The sequence below is a fragment of the Raoultibacter timonensis genome, from assembly GCF_022845715.1.
GTDB lineage: Bacteria > Actinomycetota > Coriobacteriia > Coriobacteriales > Eggerthellaceae > Raoultibacter > Raoultibacter timonensis.
The window spans coordinates 2,245,117-2,264,050 of sequence record NZ_AP025564.1 but is presented as its reverse complement, the minus strand read 5'-3'; the positions used below and the strand labels follow the sequence as shown (position 1 = coordinate 2,264,050).

14 protein-coding genes are annotated in these 18,934 nt (G+C 62.2%); all 14 read left to right on the top strand.

What is annotated here, in order from left to right:
- Window positions 1–215 precede the first annotated feature (215 nt).
- The 14 genes from ilvD (at window position 216) to rbfA (ending at window position 18,934) form a co-directional block, all read left to right on the top strand.
- A complete protein-coding gene (gene ilvD, locus MWL89_RS09270; protein WP_244385814.1) occupies window positions 216–1,898 on the top strand; it encodes a dihydroxy-acid dehydratase in 1,683 nt (560 codons plus the stop codon).
- On the top strand, window positions 1,895–3,724 hold the full coding sequence (gene ilvB, locus MWL89_RS09265) for a biosynthetic-type acetolactate synthase large subunit (protein WP_244385813.1): 1,830 nt from the start codon (window positions 1,895–1,897) through the stop codon (window positions 3,722–3,724). The genes ilvD and ilvB overlap by 4 nt, the downstream gene beginning before the upstream one ends.
- Window positions 3,721–4,203: an acetolactate synthase small subunit gene (gene ilvN / locus MWL89_RS09260; protein WP_102377951.1), complete on the top strand. Its 483-nt coding sequence runs from the start codon at window positions 3,721–3,723 to the stop codon at window positions 4,201–4,203. Before ilvB ends, ilvN begins: the two co-directional genes overlap by 4 nt.
- A 165-nt stretch (window positions 4,204–4,368) precedes the next feature.
- Window positions 4,369–5,364, top strand: a complete 996-nt coding sequence (gene ilvC, locus MWL89_RS09255) for a ketol-acid reductoisomerase (RefSeq protein WP_244385812.1) — start codon at window positions 4,369–4,371, stop codon at window positions 5,362–5,364.
- A 413-nt stretch (window positions 5,365–5,777) separates the two neighbouring features.
- On the top strand, window positions 5,778–6,317 hold the full coding sequence (locus MWL89_RS09250) for a flavodoxin family protein (protein ID WP_244385811.1): 540 nt from the start codon (window positions 5,778–5,780) through the stop codon (window positions 6,315–6,317).
- 165 nt (window positions 6,318–6,482) lie between these two features.
- Window positions 6,483–7,565 carry a 3-phosphoserine/phosphohydroxythreonine transaminase gene (gene serC / locus MWL89_RS09245; protein ID WP_244385810.1) on the top strand — a complete coding sequence of 361 codons (1,083 nt, stop codon included), beginning with the start codon at window positions 6,483–6,485 and terminating at the stop codon, window positions 7,563–7,565.
- 401 nt (window positions 7,566–7,966) lie between these two features.
- Window positions 7,967–9,544 (top strand): phosphoglycerate dehydrogenase, encoded by a 1,578-nt coding sequence (gene serA, locus MWL89_RS09240; protein ID WP_102377956.1) that lies wholly within the window; start codon window positions 7,967–7,969, stop codon window positions 9,542–9,544.
- A 214-nt stretch (window positions 9,545–9,758) separates the two neighbouring features.
- Complete coding sequence (locus MWL89_RS09235; protein WP_244385809.1) at window positions 9,759–11,291, top strand: 2-isopropylmalate synthase; 1,533 nt, start codon at window positions 9,759–9,761, stop codon at window positions 11,289–11,291.
- 536 nt (window positions 11,292–11,827) lie between these two features.
- Window positions 11,828–13,312 carry an aldehyde dehydrogenase family protein gene (locus MWL89_RS09230; RefSeq protein WP_244385808.1) on the top strand — a complete coding sequence of 495 codons (1,485 nt, stop codon included), beginning with the start codon at window positions 11,828–11,830 and terminating at the stop codon, window positions 13,310–13,312.
- A gap of 289 nt (window positions 13,313–13,601) precedes the next feature.
- On the top strand, window positions 13,602–14,072 hold the full coding sequence (locus MWL89_RS09225; RefSeq protein WP_102377958.1) for a ribosome maturation factor RimP: 471 nt from the start codon (window positions 13,602–13,604) through the stop codon (window positions 14,070–14,072).
- 15 nt (window positions 14,073–14,087) lie between these two features.
- On the top strand, window positions 14,088–15,296 hold the full coding sequence (gene nusA, locus MWL89_RS09220; protein WP_102377959.1) for a transcription termination factor NusA: 1,209 nt from the start codon (window positions 14,088–14,090) through the stop codon (window positions 15,294–15,296).
- A gap of 10 nt (window positions 15,297–15,306) precedes the next feature.
- The gene (rnpM, locus tag MWL89_RS09215) at window positions 15,307–15,597 is read left to right on the top strand and encodes an RNase P modulator RnpM (protein ID WP_244385807.1); all 291 of its coding nucleotides are present in this window, start codon (window positions 15,307–15,309) and stop codon (window positions 15,595–15,597) included.
- Between the two features lie 14 nt (window positions 15,598–15,611).
- Window positions 15,612–18,416, top strand: coding sequence for a translation initiation factor IF-2 (infB, locus tag MWL89_RS09210; RefSeq protein ID WP_244385806.1), 2,805 nt, complete (start codon window positions 15,612–15,614; stop codon window positions 18,414–18,416).
- Between the two features lie 104 nt (window positions 18,417–18,520).
- A complete protein-coding gene (rbfA, locus tag MWL89_RS09205) occupies window positions 18,521–18,934 on the top strand; it encodes a 30S ribosome-binding factor RbfA (protein ID WP_102377962.1) in 414 nt (137 codons plus the stop codon).

The following is an 18,934-nucleotide window of genomic DNA, read 5'->3' as shown; positions in this document are numbered from 1 at the left end:
GTGTGCACCATGGCAAGTAGGCTTGGACCGGCGACAACCGTTATCAGTCCGATCGAAGAGCGCACAGCCCGAAGCGTGCGTGTTTTCCTTTACCTGATGTCCTGGTGCAAGCTCCTTGCAGCGGGATTTTTTGTTGTACGGGCCCAAAGGTACGAGCTGCACGGATTCGTCGGGCGGCGGGGTGCGGATGGGCGAACGGGAAAGGAAGGCGTATCATGCACTACCGCAGCGATGCTGTGAAGATTGGGGTTGCGCGCGCTCCGCACCGCAGCCTGCTCAAGGCCGACGGCATAACCGACGAGGAGCTTGAGCGTCCGCTCGTTGCCGTCGTCAACTCCCGCAACGACATCATTCCCGGGCATAACAACCTCGACAAGATCGCCGATGCCGTGAAGGCCGGCATCTACATGGCGGGCGGCGTACCCTTCGAGATATCCACCATCGGCGTGTGCGACGGCATTGCCATGAACCACGAGGGCATGCACTACTCGCTCGTATCGCGCGAGGTCATCGCCGATTCGGTGGAGTGCGCCGTGCAGGGCCATCAGTTCGATGCCATGGTGTGCATCCCCAACTGCGACAAGATCGTTCCCGGCATGCTCATGGGCGCGCTGCGCGTGAACATTCCCACGGTGTTCGTTTCGGGGGGGCCGATGCTCGCGGGCAAGCAGCCGGGCGGATGCGGGCCCACGACCGATCTCAACACGCTGTTCGACGGGGCGGCGGCCGTGCAGAACGGCACGATGACCGAAGAGGATCTCGCGTACTTCGAGGATACCGCGTGCCCGACCTGCGGAAGCTGCTCAGGGCTATTCACCGCGAACTCGATGAACTGCCTCTGCGAGGCACTCGGCATCGCGCTTCCCGGAAACGGTACGATTCCCGCAGTCTATTCCGAGCGAATCCGCCTCGCCAAGCACGCGGGCATGAAGGTGATGGAGCTTCTGGGCGAGGGCGTTACCGCGCGCGATATCGTGAGCAAAGCCGCTATCAGCAACGCAATGGAATGCGACATGGCATTCGGCGGCTCTACGAATACGGTGCTGCACCTTACGGCCATCGCCGCCGAAGCGGGCCATCCCATCACGATGGACGATTGGGACGCGGCATCCGCCCGCACGCCTCATCTTGTGAAGCTTCAACCCTCGGGTCCGCGGCCGTTGTCGGATCTCTACGAGGTCGGCGGCGTGCCGGTGGTCATTGCCGAGCTCGATAAGCTCGGGCTCATCGACCGCAGCGCGCGCACCTGCATGGGGCCGATGGGCGAGTATCTGTCGTACATGGCGAAACATTGCCGAGGAGCCGACGGCGAAGTGTGCCGTACGCACGACAACCCGTTCTCTCCGGCGGGCGCGCTCAAGGTACTGCACGGCAACATCGCCCCCGACGGCGCCATCGTCAAGAAGGCGGCGGTCGACCCCGCGATGATGAAGCATACAGGCCCCGCCCGCGTGTTCGACAGCGAGGAGGAGGCCTGTGCGGCCATCAACGCCGGTAAGATCGTGGCGGGCGATGTCGTGGTCATCCGCTACGAGGGACCCAAAGGCGGCCCCGGTATGCGCGAGATGCTCACGCCCACCTCGTCGATCGTGGGCATGGGGCTCTCCACGTCGGTCGCGCTCATCACCGACGGGCGGTTCTCGGGCGCGACGAAGGGCCCTGCCGTGGGGCACGTGAGCCCCGAAGCGGCGGCAGGCGGCCCGATCGCGCTCATCTATGAGGGCGATTCGGTGACCGTCGACATCGAGGGGCGCGCGCTGACGCTCGACGTCGACGATGCTGAGCTCGAGCGCAGGCGCGCAGCGTGGCAGCCTCCCGCGCAGAAGCACGACCACGGGGTTCTGGCCCGCTATGCGAAACTCGTTACTTCGGCAGACAAGGGGGCGATCCTCTCATGAGCTCGACCAGAAACCAGCCGGCGGCCTTCGAGCGGCCGGGAAGCAAGACGGAAAAGCAGGGCACCACGATGACCGGCGCGCAGGCGGTCATCGCATCGCTCGAAGCCGAGGGAGTCGATCTGGTGTTCGGCTATCCGGGTGGACAAGCGATCAAAATATACGATGCGCTTTTCGATTCGAAGCGGATACGCCACGTGCTTGCGCGCCATGAGCAGGGCGCGGTTCACGAAGCGGACGGGTACGCGCGCGCAACGGGACGCGTAGGCGTCGCCATCGTGACGAGCGGCCCCGGCGCCACCAACACGGTGACCGGCATTGCGACCGCCTACATGGACAGCGTGCCGCTCGTGGTCATCACCGGGCAGGTGCCGCGCGGCGTCATCGGCACCGATTCGTTCCAGGAATCCGACATCGTGGGCATCACGATGCCGGTCGTGAAGCACAGCTACCTTTTGCAGACGACCGACGAGCTCACGCAGACATTTCGCGAGGCCTTCCATATCGCGAGCACGGGCCGTCCCGGTCCGGTGCTCATCGACGTGCCGAGCGACCTTGCGAGCGAAGCGATGGTGTTCGACTACCCCGACGAGGTGAACCTGCCGTCGTATAGGCCTACGTACAAAGGCAACGTCAAGCAGGTCAAGCAGGCGGTCAGCCTCATCCGCGAATCGAAGCGGCCGGTGCTCTACGTGGGCGGCGGTATCGTTTCATCGGGTGCGACGCCCGAGCTGACCGAGCTCGCCGAAACCATGCAGATACCCGTCGTCACCACGCTCATGGGAAAGGGCGCGTTTCCCGCATCGCATCATCTGAACTACGGCCCGATCGGCATGCACGGATCGAAGTTCGCCAACATGATCATGACCGAATCCGATCTGATCATCGCTGCGGGAGCGCGGTTCTCCGATCGCGTGACGGGCAAGCTCTCGGAGTTCGCGCCCAACGCGAAGGTCATCCACATCGACATCGACCCTGCCGAGATCGGCAAGGTGCGCGAGGTGCGGGTGCCCATCGTCGGCGACCTCAAGGGCGTTTTGGGGAACATGGTTGCCGAACTGGCGAAGCAGGCGGTGCCCCCGGCGCCGGCTTCGTGGGTCGAGCAAGCCGACGAGTGGCGCAAGCGCTTCCCGTTCTATCATCCGGGCGTTGGCGATAGACCCGACGAGATCGTTCCCGAGATCGTCATGAGCACGCTTTCGGGCATGCTCGACCCCGAGAAGAGCGTCGTGGTTACCGAGGTGGGGCAGCATCAGATGTGGGCCGCGCAGCACATTCAGCGCGAGACGCCCCGTTCATTCATTACAAGCGGCGGCCTCGGCACGATGGGCTTCGGCTTCCCCGCATCGATCGGGGCTGCGCTCGGGTGTCCCGACAAGACGGTCGTCTGCGTTGCCGGCGATGGGTCATTCCAAATGAACACTCAGGAAATGGCGACGGCTGCGATTCAGAACGTACCGGTGAAGGTGCTCATCATGGACAACCGCTGCCTCGGCATGGTTCACCAGTGGCAGAAGCTCTTCTACAACGAGCGGTACTCTTCGACGCTGCTCGACCCGGTACCCGATTTCGTGAAGCTCGCCGAGGCGTACGGATGGCAGGCTGCGCAGGTAAGCCGACCGAACGATTTGGTAGATGCGCTCGAAGCGATGCTCTGCGCCGAGGGTCCCTATCTGCTCGATGTGGTCATCTCGCGCGACCAGAACGTGTATCCGATGGTGGCGCCGGGCAAGGCGATGAACGATGTCATCGGCGCGATCGATGTAGCGGTCGGTGCGGTGCGTACGCTCGGCGATGACGAGCAGGACGAGAAGGGGGGCAGGCGATGAGGCATATTCTTTCCGTTCTCGTGGAGAACAAGCCCGGTGTTTTGAGCCGCGTGACCGGGCTCATATCGAGGCGCGGGTTCAATATCGAATCGCTGTCGGTGGGCCCTACCGAGGATCCCACGATGTCGCGGGTGACCGCCATCGTGAAGGCCGACGACGTGTCATACGAGCAGATCACCAAGCAGCTCCACAAGCTCATCAGCGTCCATAAGATCACCGACCTCACCAACGACGCGGCCATCGAGCGCGAGCTCGTGCTGTTCAAAGTGAACGCAGCGCCCGAACGGCGCAACGAGATCATCGAGATCGCGAACGTGTTCCGCGCGAAGATCGTCGATGTGGGTAAAAGCTCGCTCACCATCGAGGCCACGGGCGACGAGAACAAGCTCAAGGGCATGGAAGACCTGTTCCGCGCCTACGGCATAAAGGAGATCACCCGCACCGGCAAGATCGCCATGTCGCGCAACAGCAAGGACTAGCATGGTGGTGCGAAAAGCCCTGCGGATTATGCGGTGGATCTACGAGCGGAAAGCTTGGTCTCAGCCGTGATGCGGCTGTATATGACGAGGCGCCGCACGTGCGAGCGCTGCGCAGACAAAGGTTTTACCCGGTAGATAAAAGCCAGATGAAAGGATAGAAAAACCATGGCTGTAACGGTATACCACGAAAACGATTGCGATCCGAGCATCATCCAGGACAAGAAGATCGCGATCATCGGATACGGATCACAGGGCCACGCCCATGCGCTCAACCTGAAGGATTCCGGATGCGACGTGCGCGTCGGCTTGCGTGAGGGCTCCCGCTCTCGGGCCGAGGCCGAGGAGGCGGGGCTCAAGGTGGTCGACATCGCGACCGCTGCGGCTGAGGCCGACCTCATCATGATCCTCACGCCCGACGAGACGCAGGCGGAAACCTATAAGTCCGAGATCGAGCCGAACCTGAAGGCGGGGGACACGCTTGCGTTCGCCCACGGCTTCAACATCCACTTCGGCTACATCGAGCCGCCGGCGGACGTCGACGTCATCATGGTCGCCCCGAAAGGGCCCGGCCACATGGTGCGCCGCGTGTTCGTCGAGGGTGCGGGCGTGCCGTGCCTCGCCTGCGTCGCCCAGGATGCATCGGGCAACGCCATGGCGACTGCGCTCTCCTATGCGTGGGGCATCGGCGGCGCCCGCGCGGGCGTTATCGAGACCACGTTCAAGAACGAGACCGAGACCGATTTGTTCGGCGAGCAGGCGGTGCTTTGCGGCGGCGTGACCGCGCTCATCAACGCCGGGTTCGAGACGCTCGTCGAGGCGGGCTACCCGCCCGAGATGGCGTACTTCGAGTGCTTCCATGAGATGAAGCTCATCGTGGATCTCATGTACGAGGGCGGTATGGCGAACATGCGCTATTCGATCTCGAACACTGCAGAGTACGGCGACTACTATGCAGGTCCGAAGGTGGTTACGGGTGAGGCGAAGGCCGCCATGAAGACCATCCTTACGCGCATTCAGAACGGCGAATTCGCCCACGAGTTCATGGAGGATTCGAGAAACGGCCAGAAGTGGCTGAAAGAGCAGCGCGAAGAGCATGCGAACGCCCAGATCGAGAAGGTCGGCGCCGACATCCGCTCGATGTTCAGCTGGATCAAGCGCTAGGCGGTCGAACGGGACGCGAGTCTGACAGGAGAACGCCCCCGGTTGCCTGAACCGGGGGCGTTCGTTTGCCGGGTCTGCGTTGTACCTGTTGCGAGTGCCGATCCGCGGGGCATCCGGCAGCGGATCGGTGCCGCTAATCCGCGAGATCGACAAGAGCATAGTCGTCGATATCCTACGAGGTGTGCACAACGCGCCATACGACGAGCTCATCTTCGCCGCATCAATGGGGCCGCACGCAGTTGGACCGCTCCCACCATCGTCATTGCCGCTGGACGGGATCAACCTCCCTGCCATCCGGGACCGTTTTCAACGGAACTGTTGCACGAGCTTTCTTGGGTAATCGCAAAATCAAGAGCTTCTGTATAGGCTAGACTGAAAAGCGACAGTGAGGTATTCAACCGAGGAGGTTGTCGATGGCGGACATACTGGTTGTTACGGGAAGCCCGCGTGTGGGCGGGAACACGGCGCTACTCGCCGATGCGTTCGTCGAGGGCGCGCAAGGGGCGGGGAATTCCGTCGTGCGTTTCGATGCGGGTCGTGCGGATATCAAGGGGTGCCTCGGGTGCAACTATTGCTTCGCCCACGAGGGTGCATGCTGCCAAGAGGACGACATGCAAGAAGCCTACCCGCTTCTGCACCGCTGCGATACGCTCGCCTACGTGACGCCCATCTACTGCTTCACGTTCTCCGCGCAGATCAAGGCGTTCATGGACCGCATGTTCTGCGGCATCGCAAAGCCCTTTTCCATCAAGTCGACGGTGCTCTTGACTGCGTTCGAAGACAAGGACCATTCCATATCGAGGTACATGATCGATACGTACCGCGCCCTCACGGCGTATTCGGGCATGGACGACAAGGGGGTCGTCGCGGTCGGCAGCGTGTTCGAAAAGGGCGCGATTGCGGGAAATCCCGGACTGGAAGAGGCGCGCAAGCTCGGTGCGAGCTTGAAGTAGCGCACCTCATCCGACCGTCCGCTGTACTTTTCTCACGCGACGCGCATCATCGGGGTCGTTCCGTATTACAATGCGAGAATTGAACCGAGGCTTTCTTCCGACTGCGTCAACGCATCGAAGCCGCAGTCGGTAGGGCAGTACCAGGGAGAAAAGGAGATCGTGAACATGGGCAGGGTGTACAACTTCTCAGCGGGACCGGCTGTTTTGCCGGAAGAGGTTCTGGCAGAGGCCGCGGCCGAGATGCTCGATTACCGCGGTGCCGGCATGTCGGTCATGGAGATGAGCCATCGATCGAAGCCCTTCGCCGAGATCATCGAAACGGCCGAGGCCGATCTTCGCGAGCTCATCGGCATTCCCGACAACTACAAGGTGCTGTTCTTGCAAGGCGGTGCCTCGCAGCAGTTCGCCGCCGTGCCGATGAACCTCATGAAGAACCGCGTGGCCGACTACATCATCACGGGCTCGTGGGCGAAGAAGGCGTGGAAGGAAGGTAAGATCTACGGCGACGCCCGCGCCATCGCCTCGAGCGAGGACGAGACGTTCTCCTACATCCCCGACTGCTCCGATCTTCCGATCTCCGAAGACGCCGACTACGTCTACATCTGCGAGAACAACACCATCTACGGCACGAAGTTCCATACGCTGCCCAACACGAAGGGCAAAGATCTCGTGGCCGACGTTTCGTCGTGCTTCCTTTCCGAGCCGGTCGACATCACGAAGTACGCCGTGATGTACGGCGGAGCGCAGAAGAACATCGGCCCCGCCGGCGTGGTGATCGACATCATCCGCGAGGATCTGATCACCGACGACGTGCTCGAAGGCACGCCGACCATGCTCAAATGGAAGACCCAGGCCGATGCCGATTCGCTGTACAACACGCCGCCCGCCTACGGCATCTACATCTGCGGCAAGGTGTTCAAGTGGCTGAAAGATCAGGGCGGGCTCGAGGCTATCGGCAAGCGCAACGTCGAGAAGGCCGCCATCCTCTACGACTACCTCGACCAGAGCAAGCTCTTCAGGGGAACCGTCCGCAAACAGGACCGCTCGCTCATGAACGTGCCGTTCGTCACCGGCTCAGACGAGCTCGATGCGGCGTTCGTGGCCGAGGCGAAGGAAGCGGGCCTCGTGAACCTCAAGGGCCACCGCTCGGTCGGCGGCATGCGTGCGAGCATCTACAACGCGATGCCGAAGGCGGGCGTCGAGAAGCTCGTCGAGTTCATGGACGGCTTCGAGAAGGCGCACGCGTAAACGGCCGTTCTCGAAGCGCTTGCCCGATGCGCCGTTGCCGCCTGGGCGAGCCGCATGGTCCGGGCGCGGAAGACGGCGCTGCGGAGCAGGTCGGCAGGGCGGCATGCCGGGAATCAACGGGCGGTACCGATTGCGGTGCCGCCCGTTTCGTTGTGCGCCAGCCGTCGCTTTCGCGTTGCCGATTGGGATCGGCCGCGCGCTCCGTTGTTTTCGAAACCGTTGTTTTCTCTGGTCTTTCGTCCGCTCGCTCGGCTTGGTGCGCGGTTTCGTTTTATCATGGAGGCCTCCGGTTGCTTTTGGGGTAGAATGCTCTACCGTTACCGGCGCGAAAGGCGCACGATCCGATACGTCGGGTATCGTATACGTCGAAATCAAGAGATGAAAGATGGGTGGTTGCCGCTATGACGAAGAAGGTGCTCGTTACCGAGAAGCTTGCCGACGAGGGTCTGGCGATTCTACGGGATAAGGGCCTTGAGGTAGACGTCAAACTCGATATGGCTCCCGAGGAGCTCATTGCGGAGATTGCGCCCTACGATGCGCTCATAGTGCGCAGTGCCACGAAGGTGACCCGCGACGTAATCGAGGCCGCCGCCAACCTGCGAATCATCGGCCGAGCGGGCGTCGGCATCGACAACGTCGATGTCGAGGCGGCGACCGAGCGGGGCATCATCGTATGCAACGCTCCGACCTCGAACATCGTTTCCGCCGCCGAGCAGACGCTCTGCCTTATGCTCGCCTGCGCCCGCAAGACCCCGCAGGCGGTTGCCTCCATGAAAGAAGGAAGGTGGGAGCGTTCGAAATTCACCGGAACCGAGCTCTACGAGAAGACGCTTGCGATCTTCGGACTCGGCCGCGTCGGCGGTCTCGTTGCCGAGCGCGCCCGCGCTTTCGGCATGAACCTTATCGGCTACGACCCGTACTGCAGTCCCGAGCGCGCCGAGCAGCTCGGCGTAGAGCTCTACGACAACGTCGACGACATCGTTCCCCTCGCTGATTTCATCACGGTGCACCTTCCAAAAACGAAGGAGACCATCGGCATGTTCGGCCCTGCCCAGTATGCAGCCATGAAGGACGGCGTCATCCTCGTGAACACGGCTCGCGGCGGCATCTACAACATAGAATCGCTCGCGGATTTCGTGGCTGCGGGCAAGATCGGCGGCGCGGCGATCGACGTGTACGAGACCGAGCCCTGCACGGAAAGCCCCCTGCACGAGTTCGACAACGTCATCCTCACGCCCCATCTGGGCGCTTCCACCAAAGAAGCCCAGACGCGAGCAGGCACCCAGATCGCGGAATACGTTGCAGCGGGCCTCGAGGGTTCCATCGTGCCCACCGCCGTCAACATGGCGCTCGTGCCGCCCGAGATCATGGATGCAGTCGGCCCGTACGTTCCCGCCTGCCAGCTCATGGGCTCGATGCTTGCGCAGATCGACGGCGACATCCCGCAATACCTGAAGCTCACGGCTGCAGGTTCGCTCGCTGGCGCCGACCCCTCGATTCTCGTTGCGGGAACCATGGGGGGCATCCTTTCGTACAAGAACGTTGCGGTCACGCCTGTGAACGCCGAGGCGGTGGCGAAGCGCCACGGCATCAAGGTCGAGACCCAGTCGCGCCCCGACGCGCAAGGGTACGCTTCGGCGGTTTCCATCGTGGCCGATGGCACCGAGATCTCCTGCACGCTTGCCGATACCGCCCAGGTTCCGCGCATCGTCTCCTTATTCGGCTATCAGATCGACATCGCGCCGGCATCGCAGTCACTCATCTTCGAATACGTCGATGCGCCGGGTAAGATCGGTACGATCGGAACGATTCTCGGAAGCGCGGGCATCAACATCACGACGATGCAGGTGGGCATGAAAGAGAAGGAGAAGAACGCTCTTGTGTACATGAACGTCGAAGGCGCGGTCGACGATTCCACCATGGACAGGCTTCGAGAGGGATTGGGCGAGCTCAAGAACCTCTGGTACGTAAAACTGTAAGCACGTCGAACGCGTGACGGGCGCCGACGATGTCGGCGCCTTTTTACTTCTTCGGGGACGGACCGATGCGTTTCGGGCGCGCCGCGACAGGCGTTGTCCGCCATCGGTGGCGACATCGTGATAAAATAGGTGCCTTGTTGGGGATCTCGCGGCGCTATCCGGCATATTTGCTATGATTGTCAAATTAATGTTGAGCGAGTAGAAAGGGTAGCTCATGACACGCAAGATCCAAATCTTCGATACCACCTTGCGCGATGGCGAGCAGTCGCCTGGCGCGTCCATGAATACGGAAGAGAAGTTGGTCGTTGCGCGCGAGCTACTAAGGCTCAACGTGGACGTTATCGAAGCGGGCTTCCCCATATCGAGTCCCGGCGATTTCGAGAGCGTTCGCCGCATCGCAGAGCTGGCGGGCGATCAGGCTACGGTTTGCGCGCTTACCCGCGCGGTGGAGAAGGATATCGATTCGGCGGCGGATGCGCTCAAGTACGCCAAACGCCCCCGCATCCATACCGGCATCGGCGTGAGCCCGAGCCATCTGCAAGACAAGCTGCGCATCACCGAAGAGGAATGCCTCAAGCGTACGGCCCATTGTGTGAGCTACGCCAAGCAATTCGTCGAAGACGTGCAGTTCTACGCCGAGGATGCGGGTCGTTCCGACTACGATTTCCTCGTCCGCGTGATCCAGACCGCCATCGACAACGGTGCGACGGTTGTGAACATTCCCGACACCACGGGCTATTCGCTGCCCGAGGAGTTCGGTCGCCGCATCAAATACCTCATGGATAACGTGAACGGCATCGAGAACGTGACGGTCGCCGTCCATTGCCATAACGATCTGGGCATGGCGACCGCACTTGCCATGGAAGGCGTGAAAAACGGAGCGACGCAGATCGAGTGCACGATCAACGGTCTCGGCGAACGCGCGGGTAACACGGCCATGGAGGAAGTGGTCATGGCCATCCGCATGCACGAGCAGGAGCTCGATGCGCACACCGATGTGAACACCCGCGAGTTCTTGAAGGCGAGCCGCCTCGTTTCCTCGATCACGGGCATGAACGTGCAGGCCAACAAGGCCATCGTCGGCGCGAATGCGTTCGCGCACTCCTCGGGCATCCACCAGGACGGCGTGCTCAAGAAGCGCGACACCTACGAGATCATCGATCCCGCCGATGTGGGGGCGGGGCAGAGCCAGATCGTGCTCACGGCCCGCAGCGGCCATGCGGCGCTGAAGCACCGCTTGGAAGAGCTCGGATACGAGCTCGAGGGCGAGGCGCTCGACCAGGTGTACGGGGCGTTTTTGGATCTGGCCGACAAGAAGAAGGAAGTCTACGACGAGGATCTCGAAAGCCTCGTCAACGAGCGCGACCGCAACGAGAACGCGATCTACATGCTCGAAGGCGTGCAGATCAGCTGCGGTTTCCCGCTTACGCCGACCGCGACGGTCACGCTGCGCAACCAGGCCGACCAGGTGGTCACCGCCTGCGAGTTCGGCACGGGTCCGATCGATGCGATGTGCAAGGCCGTCGACAAGATCGTGCAGGTCGATAACGACCTCACCGAATACGCGGTGCAATCGGTAACCCGCGGCATCGACGCGCTCGGCGAGGTGACCATCCGCGTGACCGATCCGTCGGGCAGCATCTACACCGGCCGCGGTGCCGACGGCGATATCGTCGTCTCTTCCACGAAGGCGTACCTCAACGCGCTGAACCGCCTTCTGAACGACAAGAAGGAACATCGCAGGTAAGAATAAATTCGCGATTGAGCGGTTGGCAAGCGAGCGGTTCGGCCTTATGCGGCCGAACCGCTTTTTGCGCCCCGATGGGCTGGATTCGCGGGCAGCGATGTCCGCGAACCGCCTCCGTGCGAGGGTATTTGGCGGAAATGCTTCCACGGGAGAATTCTGACCAGGGATTATGCGGCTGCGGTTCGCACTCACACCTCGAAATTCCTCGCACGGAGGCGGTTGGCGGACACGGCGGCGCTTTGCAACGCCGTCCCTCGCCGCTCGGCTGCGCCGCCCCTCGTTGCCCGGCTACGCTCTCCGTCCCTCGCCGCTCGGCTGCGCCGCCCCTCGCCGGCCCGGCGGCGCGCGTAAGCGGCTTCGGCAGCCCCGCGAACGGTATATATGATACTACCTATGTGCCGTTTACGTGCGGTTCGTAACGGTTCGCCATCGCATCATATTATGTCCTCAATCAGGGTGTATGGTTCGTTCAGTAGCTGGCTTCCAGCTAGGCAGAGCGTGCCGCCAGCGCGCATCATCGTACGAAAGGAAACCGTATGAACAACCCTGCTCAGAACTCCTACCAACTCTATATCGGCGGCGAATGGGTCGACGCCTCTGACGGCAAGACGCTTGACGTGTATTGCCCCGCAAACGGAGAGAAGCTCTCCGAAATCGCAGATGCCACCCGCGAGGACGTCGACCGTGCCGTCGACGTTGCATGGGAGGCGTTCAAGACGTGGAGCAAGACCACGAAGGCCGAACGCGCCATCATCCTGAACAAGGTTGCCGATATCATCGAACAGAACGCCGAGCATTTCGCGATGCTCGAGACGCTCGACAACGGCAAGCCGATCCGCGAAACCCGCGCAATCGACGTTGCCTACTCGGTCGATCACTTCCGCTACTTCGCCGGCGTGCTCCTGGCCGATACCGGCGAGGCCGACATGCTGCCCGGCAACATGATGTCGCTCGTGCTGCACGAACCCATCGGCGTCGTCGGCCAGATCGTGCCGTGGAACTTCCCGTTCCTCATGGCCGCTTGGAAGCTCGCCCCCGTGCTCGCCGCCGGCGACTGCACGGTGTTCAAGCCCTCTTCGACGACCTCGCTCACCGTGCTCGAGCTCGCGAAGCTCACGCAGGATGTTATTCCCGCGGGCGTGTTCAACGTCGTCACGGGCCGCGGATCGAAGTCGGGTCAGTACATCCTCGAGAACAAGAAGATCAGCAAACTCGCCTTCACCGGCTCCACCGAGGTCGGCCGCGACGTCGCCCTCGCGGCGGCGGAGCGCCTGATCCCCGCCACACTCGAGCTCGGCGGCAAATCGGCGAACATCATCTTCCCTGATGCGAAGTGGGATATGATGCTCGACGGCATCCAGCTCGGCATCCTGTTCAACCAGGGACAGGTGTGCTGCGCCGGCAGCCGCATTTTCGTGCATGAGGACATCTACGATAAGTTCGTGGAAGACGCCGTGCATGCGTTCGAGAACGTGAAGGTCGGCCTGCCGTGGGAGGACGACACCCAGATGGGCAGCCAGATCGACGAGGGCCAGATGAACAAGATCCTCGACTACATCCAAATCGCGAAGGACGAGGGCGGCAAGGTCCTCGTCGGCGGCGAGCGCGCGACGGAAGGCGAGCTGGCCAAGGGCGCGTTCTTGAAGCCGACGCTGCTCGAGGTGCCGAACAACTCGTGCCGCGTCGCCCAGGAGGAGATCTTCGGGCCGGTGGCCGTGGTCATCAAGTTCAAGGACGAGCAGGAGGTCATCGACATGGCCAACGACTCGGTCTACGGGCTCGGCGGCGCCGTGTGGACGCGCGACATCAACCGCGCATTCCGCGTCGCCCAGGGCGTGCAAACCGGGCGCATGTGGGTCAACACCTACAACCAGATTCCGTCGGGCGCGCCGTTCGGCGGCTACAAGGAGTCCGGCATCGGGCGCGAGACGCATAAGATCATGCTCGAGCACTACACCCAGACCAAGAACATCATGATCAACCTAAGCGAAGATCCGAGCGGGTTCTACCCGGCCAAGTAGGGCGGGGCGCCGTAGGATTTCACCGGGCGGGCGGCATCGATGCCGCCCGCTTTTTGCGTGGCGGACAGAACCTGAGCTGCAACGGGTCTGCACCTCCTTTGAATCGCGCTATCTATGGATTTACCTCGCAGATGGGGTTCTGTCGGTGAAACACCTTTTCACACTGAAAGAAATATGGTATAAATACTGATTGTCTATGCACGGGTCAATGCATGGGCGATAACATACTTTCGAACGTTTGGTGAAAGTGGGTTTATCCCGCTTTCTTTTTATCTGGGAGGTGACCTGCATGTTGACCGCAAAAGAACAAAGTCTGCTCGAGGCGCTCGAGGCGCAGGCCGCCGAGCATGATATCGAGATCGTGACCGTTGAAGTCGCGGGCGCGAAGAAGGCCCCGACCATTCGCATCTACATCGACACGCCCGAGGGCGTGAGCTTCGACGAGCTGTCGGGTGCCCAGGTATGGATCAACGACATCATGGACGAGCTCGACCCGTTTCCGGGGGCGTACACCCTCGAGGTTTCATCGCCCGGAATAGACCGACCGCTGCGAACCCTCGAGCATTTCGAGCGGTTCGCCGGCGAAACCGCCGTCATCCAGACCGTCGAGCCCCAAGGGGGGCGCAGCAAATGGACGGGCACTCTTGCGGGAATCTGCGGGAATGCCGTTTTGCTCGACGTGGACGGCGTCGAAGAGAAGATCGACATAAGCACCATCAAGCGAGCCCGCCTTAAAGGCGTGGTGGACTTCGGTTCGTAGGAAAGGAAAAGCATCGTGGCAAGTTCAGAATTGATCGAGGCCCTGCAGGCGCTGGCTCATGAGCGAAAGATCGACGAGTTCTACCTCATCGAGCGCCTTGAGGCCTCTTTGGCGAAAAGCTATCAGCATATTCTCGATTTGGAGTGGGATGCGCGCGTGACGATCGATCGCTCGACCGGTCAGATCTACGTATACGAGCTTGTGCCCGTCGGCGAACCCGACGAGGAGACCGGCGAGTACGCCGAGTTCGAAGAGCGCGACGTCACCCCCGACGACGTGAGCCGCATCGCTGCGCAGAATGCGAAGGGCGTCATTTCGTCCATCGTGCGAGAAGCGGGCCGCCAGAGCATCTACGAAGAGTTTTCGAATCGTGTCGGCGACTTGGTGACGGGCACCGTATTGCAAGGCACCCCCGATTTCACGATCATCAAGATTCGCGACGGCGTCGAGGCGGAACTGCCCCATTACGACCTCAAGCGCAATCCGGGCGAGCGCAACGAGCGTCCCGGGAACGAACATTACCGTCACAATCAGCGGCTCAAGACGCTGATCATCGACGTGCGCGATCCGAACTCCGATGCGCCCAAGATGCGCGGCGAGCAGGCTCGCCCCTCGATCGTGGTGTCGCGCACCCACCCCGACCTCATCCGCCGCCTTTTCGAGATCGAGGTTCCCGAGATCTACGACGGCATGGTGGAGATCAAATCGATCGCCCGCGAACCGGGCGCCCGCAGCAAGATCGCGGTTGCGTCCCGTGAGCCGAACCTCGATCCGGTCGGCGCGTGCGTAGGCCCTAAGGGCTCGCGCGTCCGCATGGTGGTCGAGGAGCTGCGCAACGAGCGCGTCGACGTGATCCAGTGGGACGAGAATCCCGCAACCTACGTTTCGAACGCGCTTTCCCCGGCTAAGGTGACGCGGGTCACCATCGACGAGGATAACCATTACGCTACGGTCGTCGTTCCCGACGATCAACTTTCGCTCGCCATCGGCAAGGAAGGCCAGAACGCGCGTTTGGCCGCCCGCCTTACCGGTTGGCACATCGATATCAAGAGCGCATCGTTCGCCGGAGAGCCTCCCGTGGTCGACAACATGCTCATCGACGAGGATGCTGCCACCGATGAGGAACTGGTGTGCGCCCACGTGAGCGAAGATGGCGTGCGCTGCCGCAACCACGCCCGTCCGGGCAGCCGCTACTGCGGTATCCACGCGGGGGACGAGGCGTAGGCGGAAAACGATGGTCGAGATGCAGGACAAGCCGAAACGCCAACGCAGCTGCATTGCCTGCGGCGGTAAGGCGGGCAAAGGCGATCTGCACCGCATCGTGCGTGCAAGCGATGGAACCATCGCATTCGATGCAACGGGCCGTGCAGCCGGCAGGGGAGCGTACCTATGCTCCGAAGCCTGCCTCGAGAAGGCGGTTGCATCGAAAAGGTTGGATCGGGCGCTTCGGGCGTCGCTGACCGATGAGGATTACGAACGGGTTGCCTCCGATATGAAACAGGCGATCCGCGGAGCTACAGGATAGAATGAGGAGAATGTATGGCCAGCATGCGTGTACATGAGTTGGCAAAAGAGTTCGGCATGTCCAGCAAGGAACTGCTCGATAGGCTCGCGGAGATGAAGATCCCCGCTAAAAGCCATGCGAGCATGCTTGCCGATGCCTACGTTGCCAAGATCAGGAAGAACCTGGAACCTGAGATAAAGCAGCGTGCCGGCCAGCTCGAAGATACCGAGGCTGCCGAGCTCGCCGAAGAGCAGCGCGCCCAGGCAGAGAAGAAGGCCGAAGAGGAGCGCAGGCGCCGCGAGGCCGTCGAGGAGGAACGCAAGCGCCGCGAGGCGGAACGCGCTCGCCGCATGGGCGGATCCCCTGCAGCATCGCAGGACGACGAAGGCGACGAGCCAAGCGAGGGCGAAGCGTCCGACGCTTCCTCGCACACGGCGCCGTCATCGGCGTTCGAGAGGCTTGCGAGCCAGATCGAAAGCGAGAAAGAACGCGTTGCGCGCGAAGCCGAAGAGGCGAAGGCGCGTGCGCGGGCTGCCGTTGCGGCGAAAGAGGTCGCCAAGAAGCAGGCGGTAGCCGAGGCGCTGGCGGCGCGCAAGGCAGGCGGCAAAGGCGCCAAGCACAGCGAGCCCGCCAAGAAGGCCCCGGTTCTCGGTGCGAAGCCCAAATCGTCATTCGATTCGCTGCTTTCCCAGATCGAAAGCGAGAAGGCCCGTATCGAGCAGCAGAAGGCCGAGCGCCAGAACGCTCCCAAGCAAGGGGCTGCGAACCAGCAGCGCCAGAAGCCCCAGCGCGTTGATAAGAAGCAGGGTGCTCCCAAGCCGCAACAGCAGTCGAAGCGTTCGTTCGAACCCGAGGTTCCCGAGTTGAACCAGCAGGCCACGGGCGAGGATCGCTATGCCCAGATGGCCGTACAGGCCGAGAAGCTCCAGCGTGACAAAGTGCTCGCCGAGGCGCGCGCAGCCGTCGAGGCGGCAACGCAGGAGGGTGGCGAAGGCCGCCGCAAGAAGCGCAAGGAAAAGCGCGAAGCCGAAAACCGCGAGCGCTTGGAGCTCGAGGCCATCGAGAAGGGCCTCGATCCCACGCTCGTGCTCGACGATTCGGTCGTCGAGGTTGCGCAGGGTACTACGGTTTCCAAGTTCGCCGAGCTGCTCGGCGTGCAGCCCAACGACATCATCAAGCGCCTGTTCATGCTCGGGCAGGTGCTCACGCTCACGCAGTCGATGGGAGACGATCTCATCGAGCTTATCGCCGACGATATGGGCCGCAAGGTTCGCGTGGTCTCCCCCGAGGAGGAGTACGCCGTCGTGTTCCACGACAAGGAAGAGGATCTCAAGCCCCGTCCGCCGGTTGTGACCGTTATGGGGCATGTCGACCACGGCAAGACCTCGTTGCTCGACGCGATCCGCCATACCGGCGTTGCCGAGGGCGAGGCGGGCGGCATCACCCAGCACATCGGCGCATCGGTCGTCGAGATCGACGGGCGCCAGATCACGTTCATCGACACGCCCGGCCACGAAGCCTTTACGGCGATGCGCGCTCGCGGCGCGCAGGTGACCGACGTCATCGTGCTCGTGGTTGCCGCCGACGACGGCGTCATGCCTCAGACCATCGAGGCGATCAACCACGCGAAAGCGGCGAACGTGCCCATCGTCGTGGCTGTGAACAAGATCGACAAGCCCGGTGCCAACCCCGATCGGGTACGTCAGGAGCTTACCGAATACGGCGTCATCCCCGAGGAGTGGGGCGGTACGAACATGTTCGTGGAGGTTTCCGCAAAGCAGAAGCTCCATATCGACGACTTGCTCGAAACGATCCTTTTGCAGGCGGATGTGCTCGAGCTCAAGGCGAACCCCGATGCGTTCGCGTCGGGGTTCGTCATCGAAGCGAACCTCGACAAGGGCCGCGGCCCGGTTGCCACGGTGCTCGTGCATCGCGGCACGCTGCGTCCGGGCGATTCGATCGTCGCGGGTACGTCGTACGGCCGCGTCCGCGCCCTCGTGAATCCCCGCGGGTCTCACGTCAACGAGGCTCTTCCCGCCGATCCGGTCGAGATCCTCGGCTTGAACTCCGTACCGACCGCCGGCGACGAATTCCGCGTGTTCGAGGACGAGCGCGACGCGCGCAAGCTCGCAGAGGAACGCGCTCTGCGCGCCCGCTTGGCCGAGCAGGAGACCAAGTCGCACATGAGCCTGGACGATCTGTTCAGCCGCATCGAAGAAGGCAAGCAGACCGACCTGAACCTCATCGTGAAGGCCGACGTGCAGGGTTCCATCGAGGCGCTGCGCGATGCGTTCGAGAAGATGGACCAATCCGAGGTGCGCATCAACATCGTGCACTCGGCGGTCGGCGGCATCACCGAGACCGACGTTACGCTGGCGAGCGCTTCCGATGCCATCATCATCGGCTTCAACGTGCGCCCGACCGGCAAGTCGAAACTGCAGGCGGAGAAGGAAAAAGTCGATATCCGCCTGTACCGCGTCATCTACCAGGCCATCGAAGAGATCAATGCCGCGCGCGTGGGTCTGCTCTCGCCCGACATCGTCGAAGAGGACACCGGCATCGCCGAGGTCCGCGAGACGTTCAAGGTTCCCAAAGCGGGCACCATCGCCGGCTGCTACATCATCGAGGGCGAGATTTCGCGCGACGACAAGGTCCGCGTGGTCCGCGACGGCACCGTCGTATTCGAGGGCACGATCGATTCGCTGCGCCGTTTCAAGGACGATGTGAAATCGGTCCGCAGCGGCTACGAGTGCGGCATCGGCATCACCGGCTACCAGGATATCAAGATCGGCGACACGATCGAAGGTTACAAGATCGTGGAAGTCGAGCGCACCGAGTAACAACGGATACGAAAAGCGCTACCATATGCCGATGGCTCGGAGTACGTTGTGCCGGGCCATCGGCGTTTACCATTCGCCTCTTCTTCTGAAAGGAGACGGACACCATGAAACAGAGCTCATCCAACAGGAAGGTGAACGAGCAGGCGAGGGAAGTGATCGCGAGCATCCTCTTGTTCGAGATTTCCGATCCCCGGCTTACGCTCGTCACCATCACCGGCTGCGAAGTAAGCTACGACCGCAGCGTATGCAACGTGTACTACACGACCGAACCCGAGCGCTACGAAGCGGTGGCCGATGCGTTCTCGAAGGCGTCGGGTCGCATCCGCTCGCTCATGGCCAAGGACCTCTCGTGGCGTGTGGCGCCCGAGTTGCGCTTTCTGCTCGACAAGAGCGTTGACGAGGCGGAGCGTATCGCAACGGCCTTGCAGCGCGATGCCGCGCGCAACGAGGCGAGCGCACGCGATGCCGAAGATGCCGAGGACGACGCCGCGCAGGGCGAATCCAAGGGGGAAGAATAA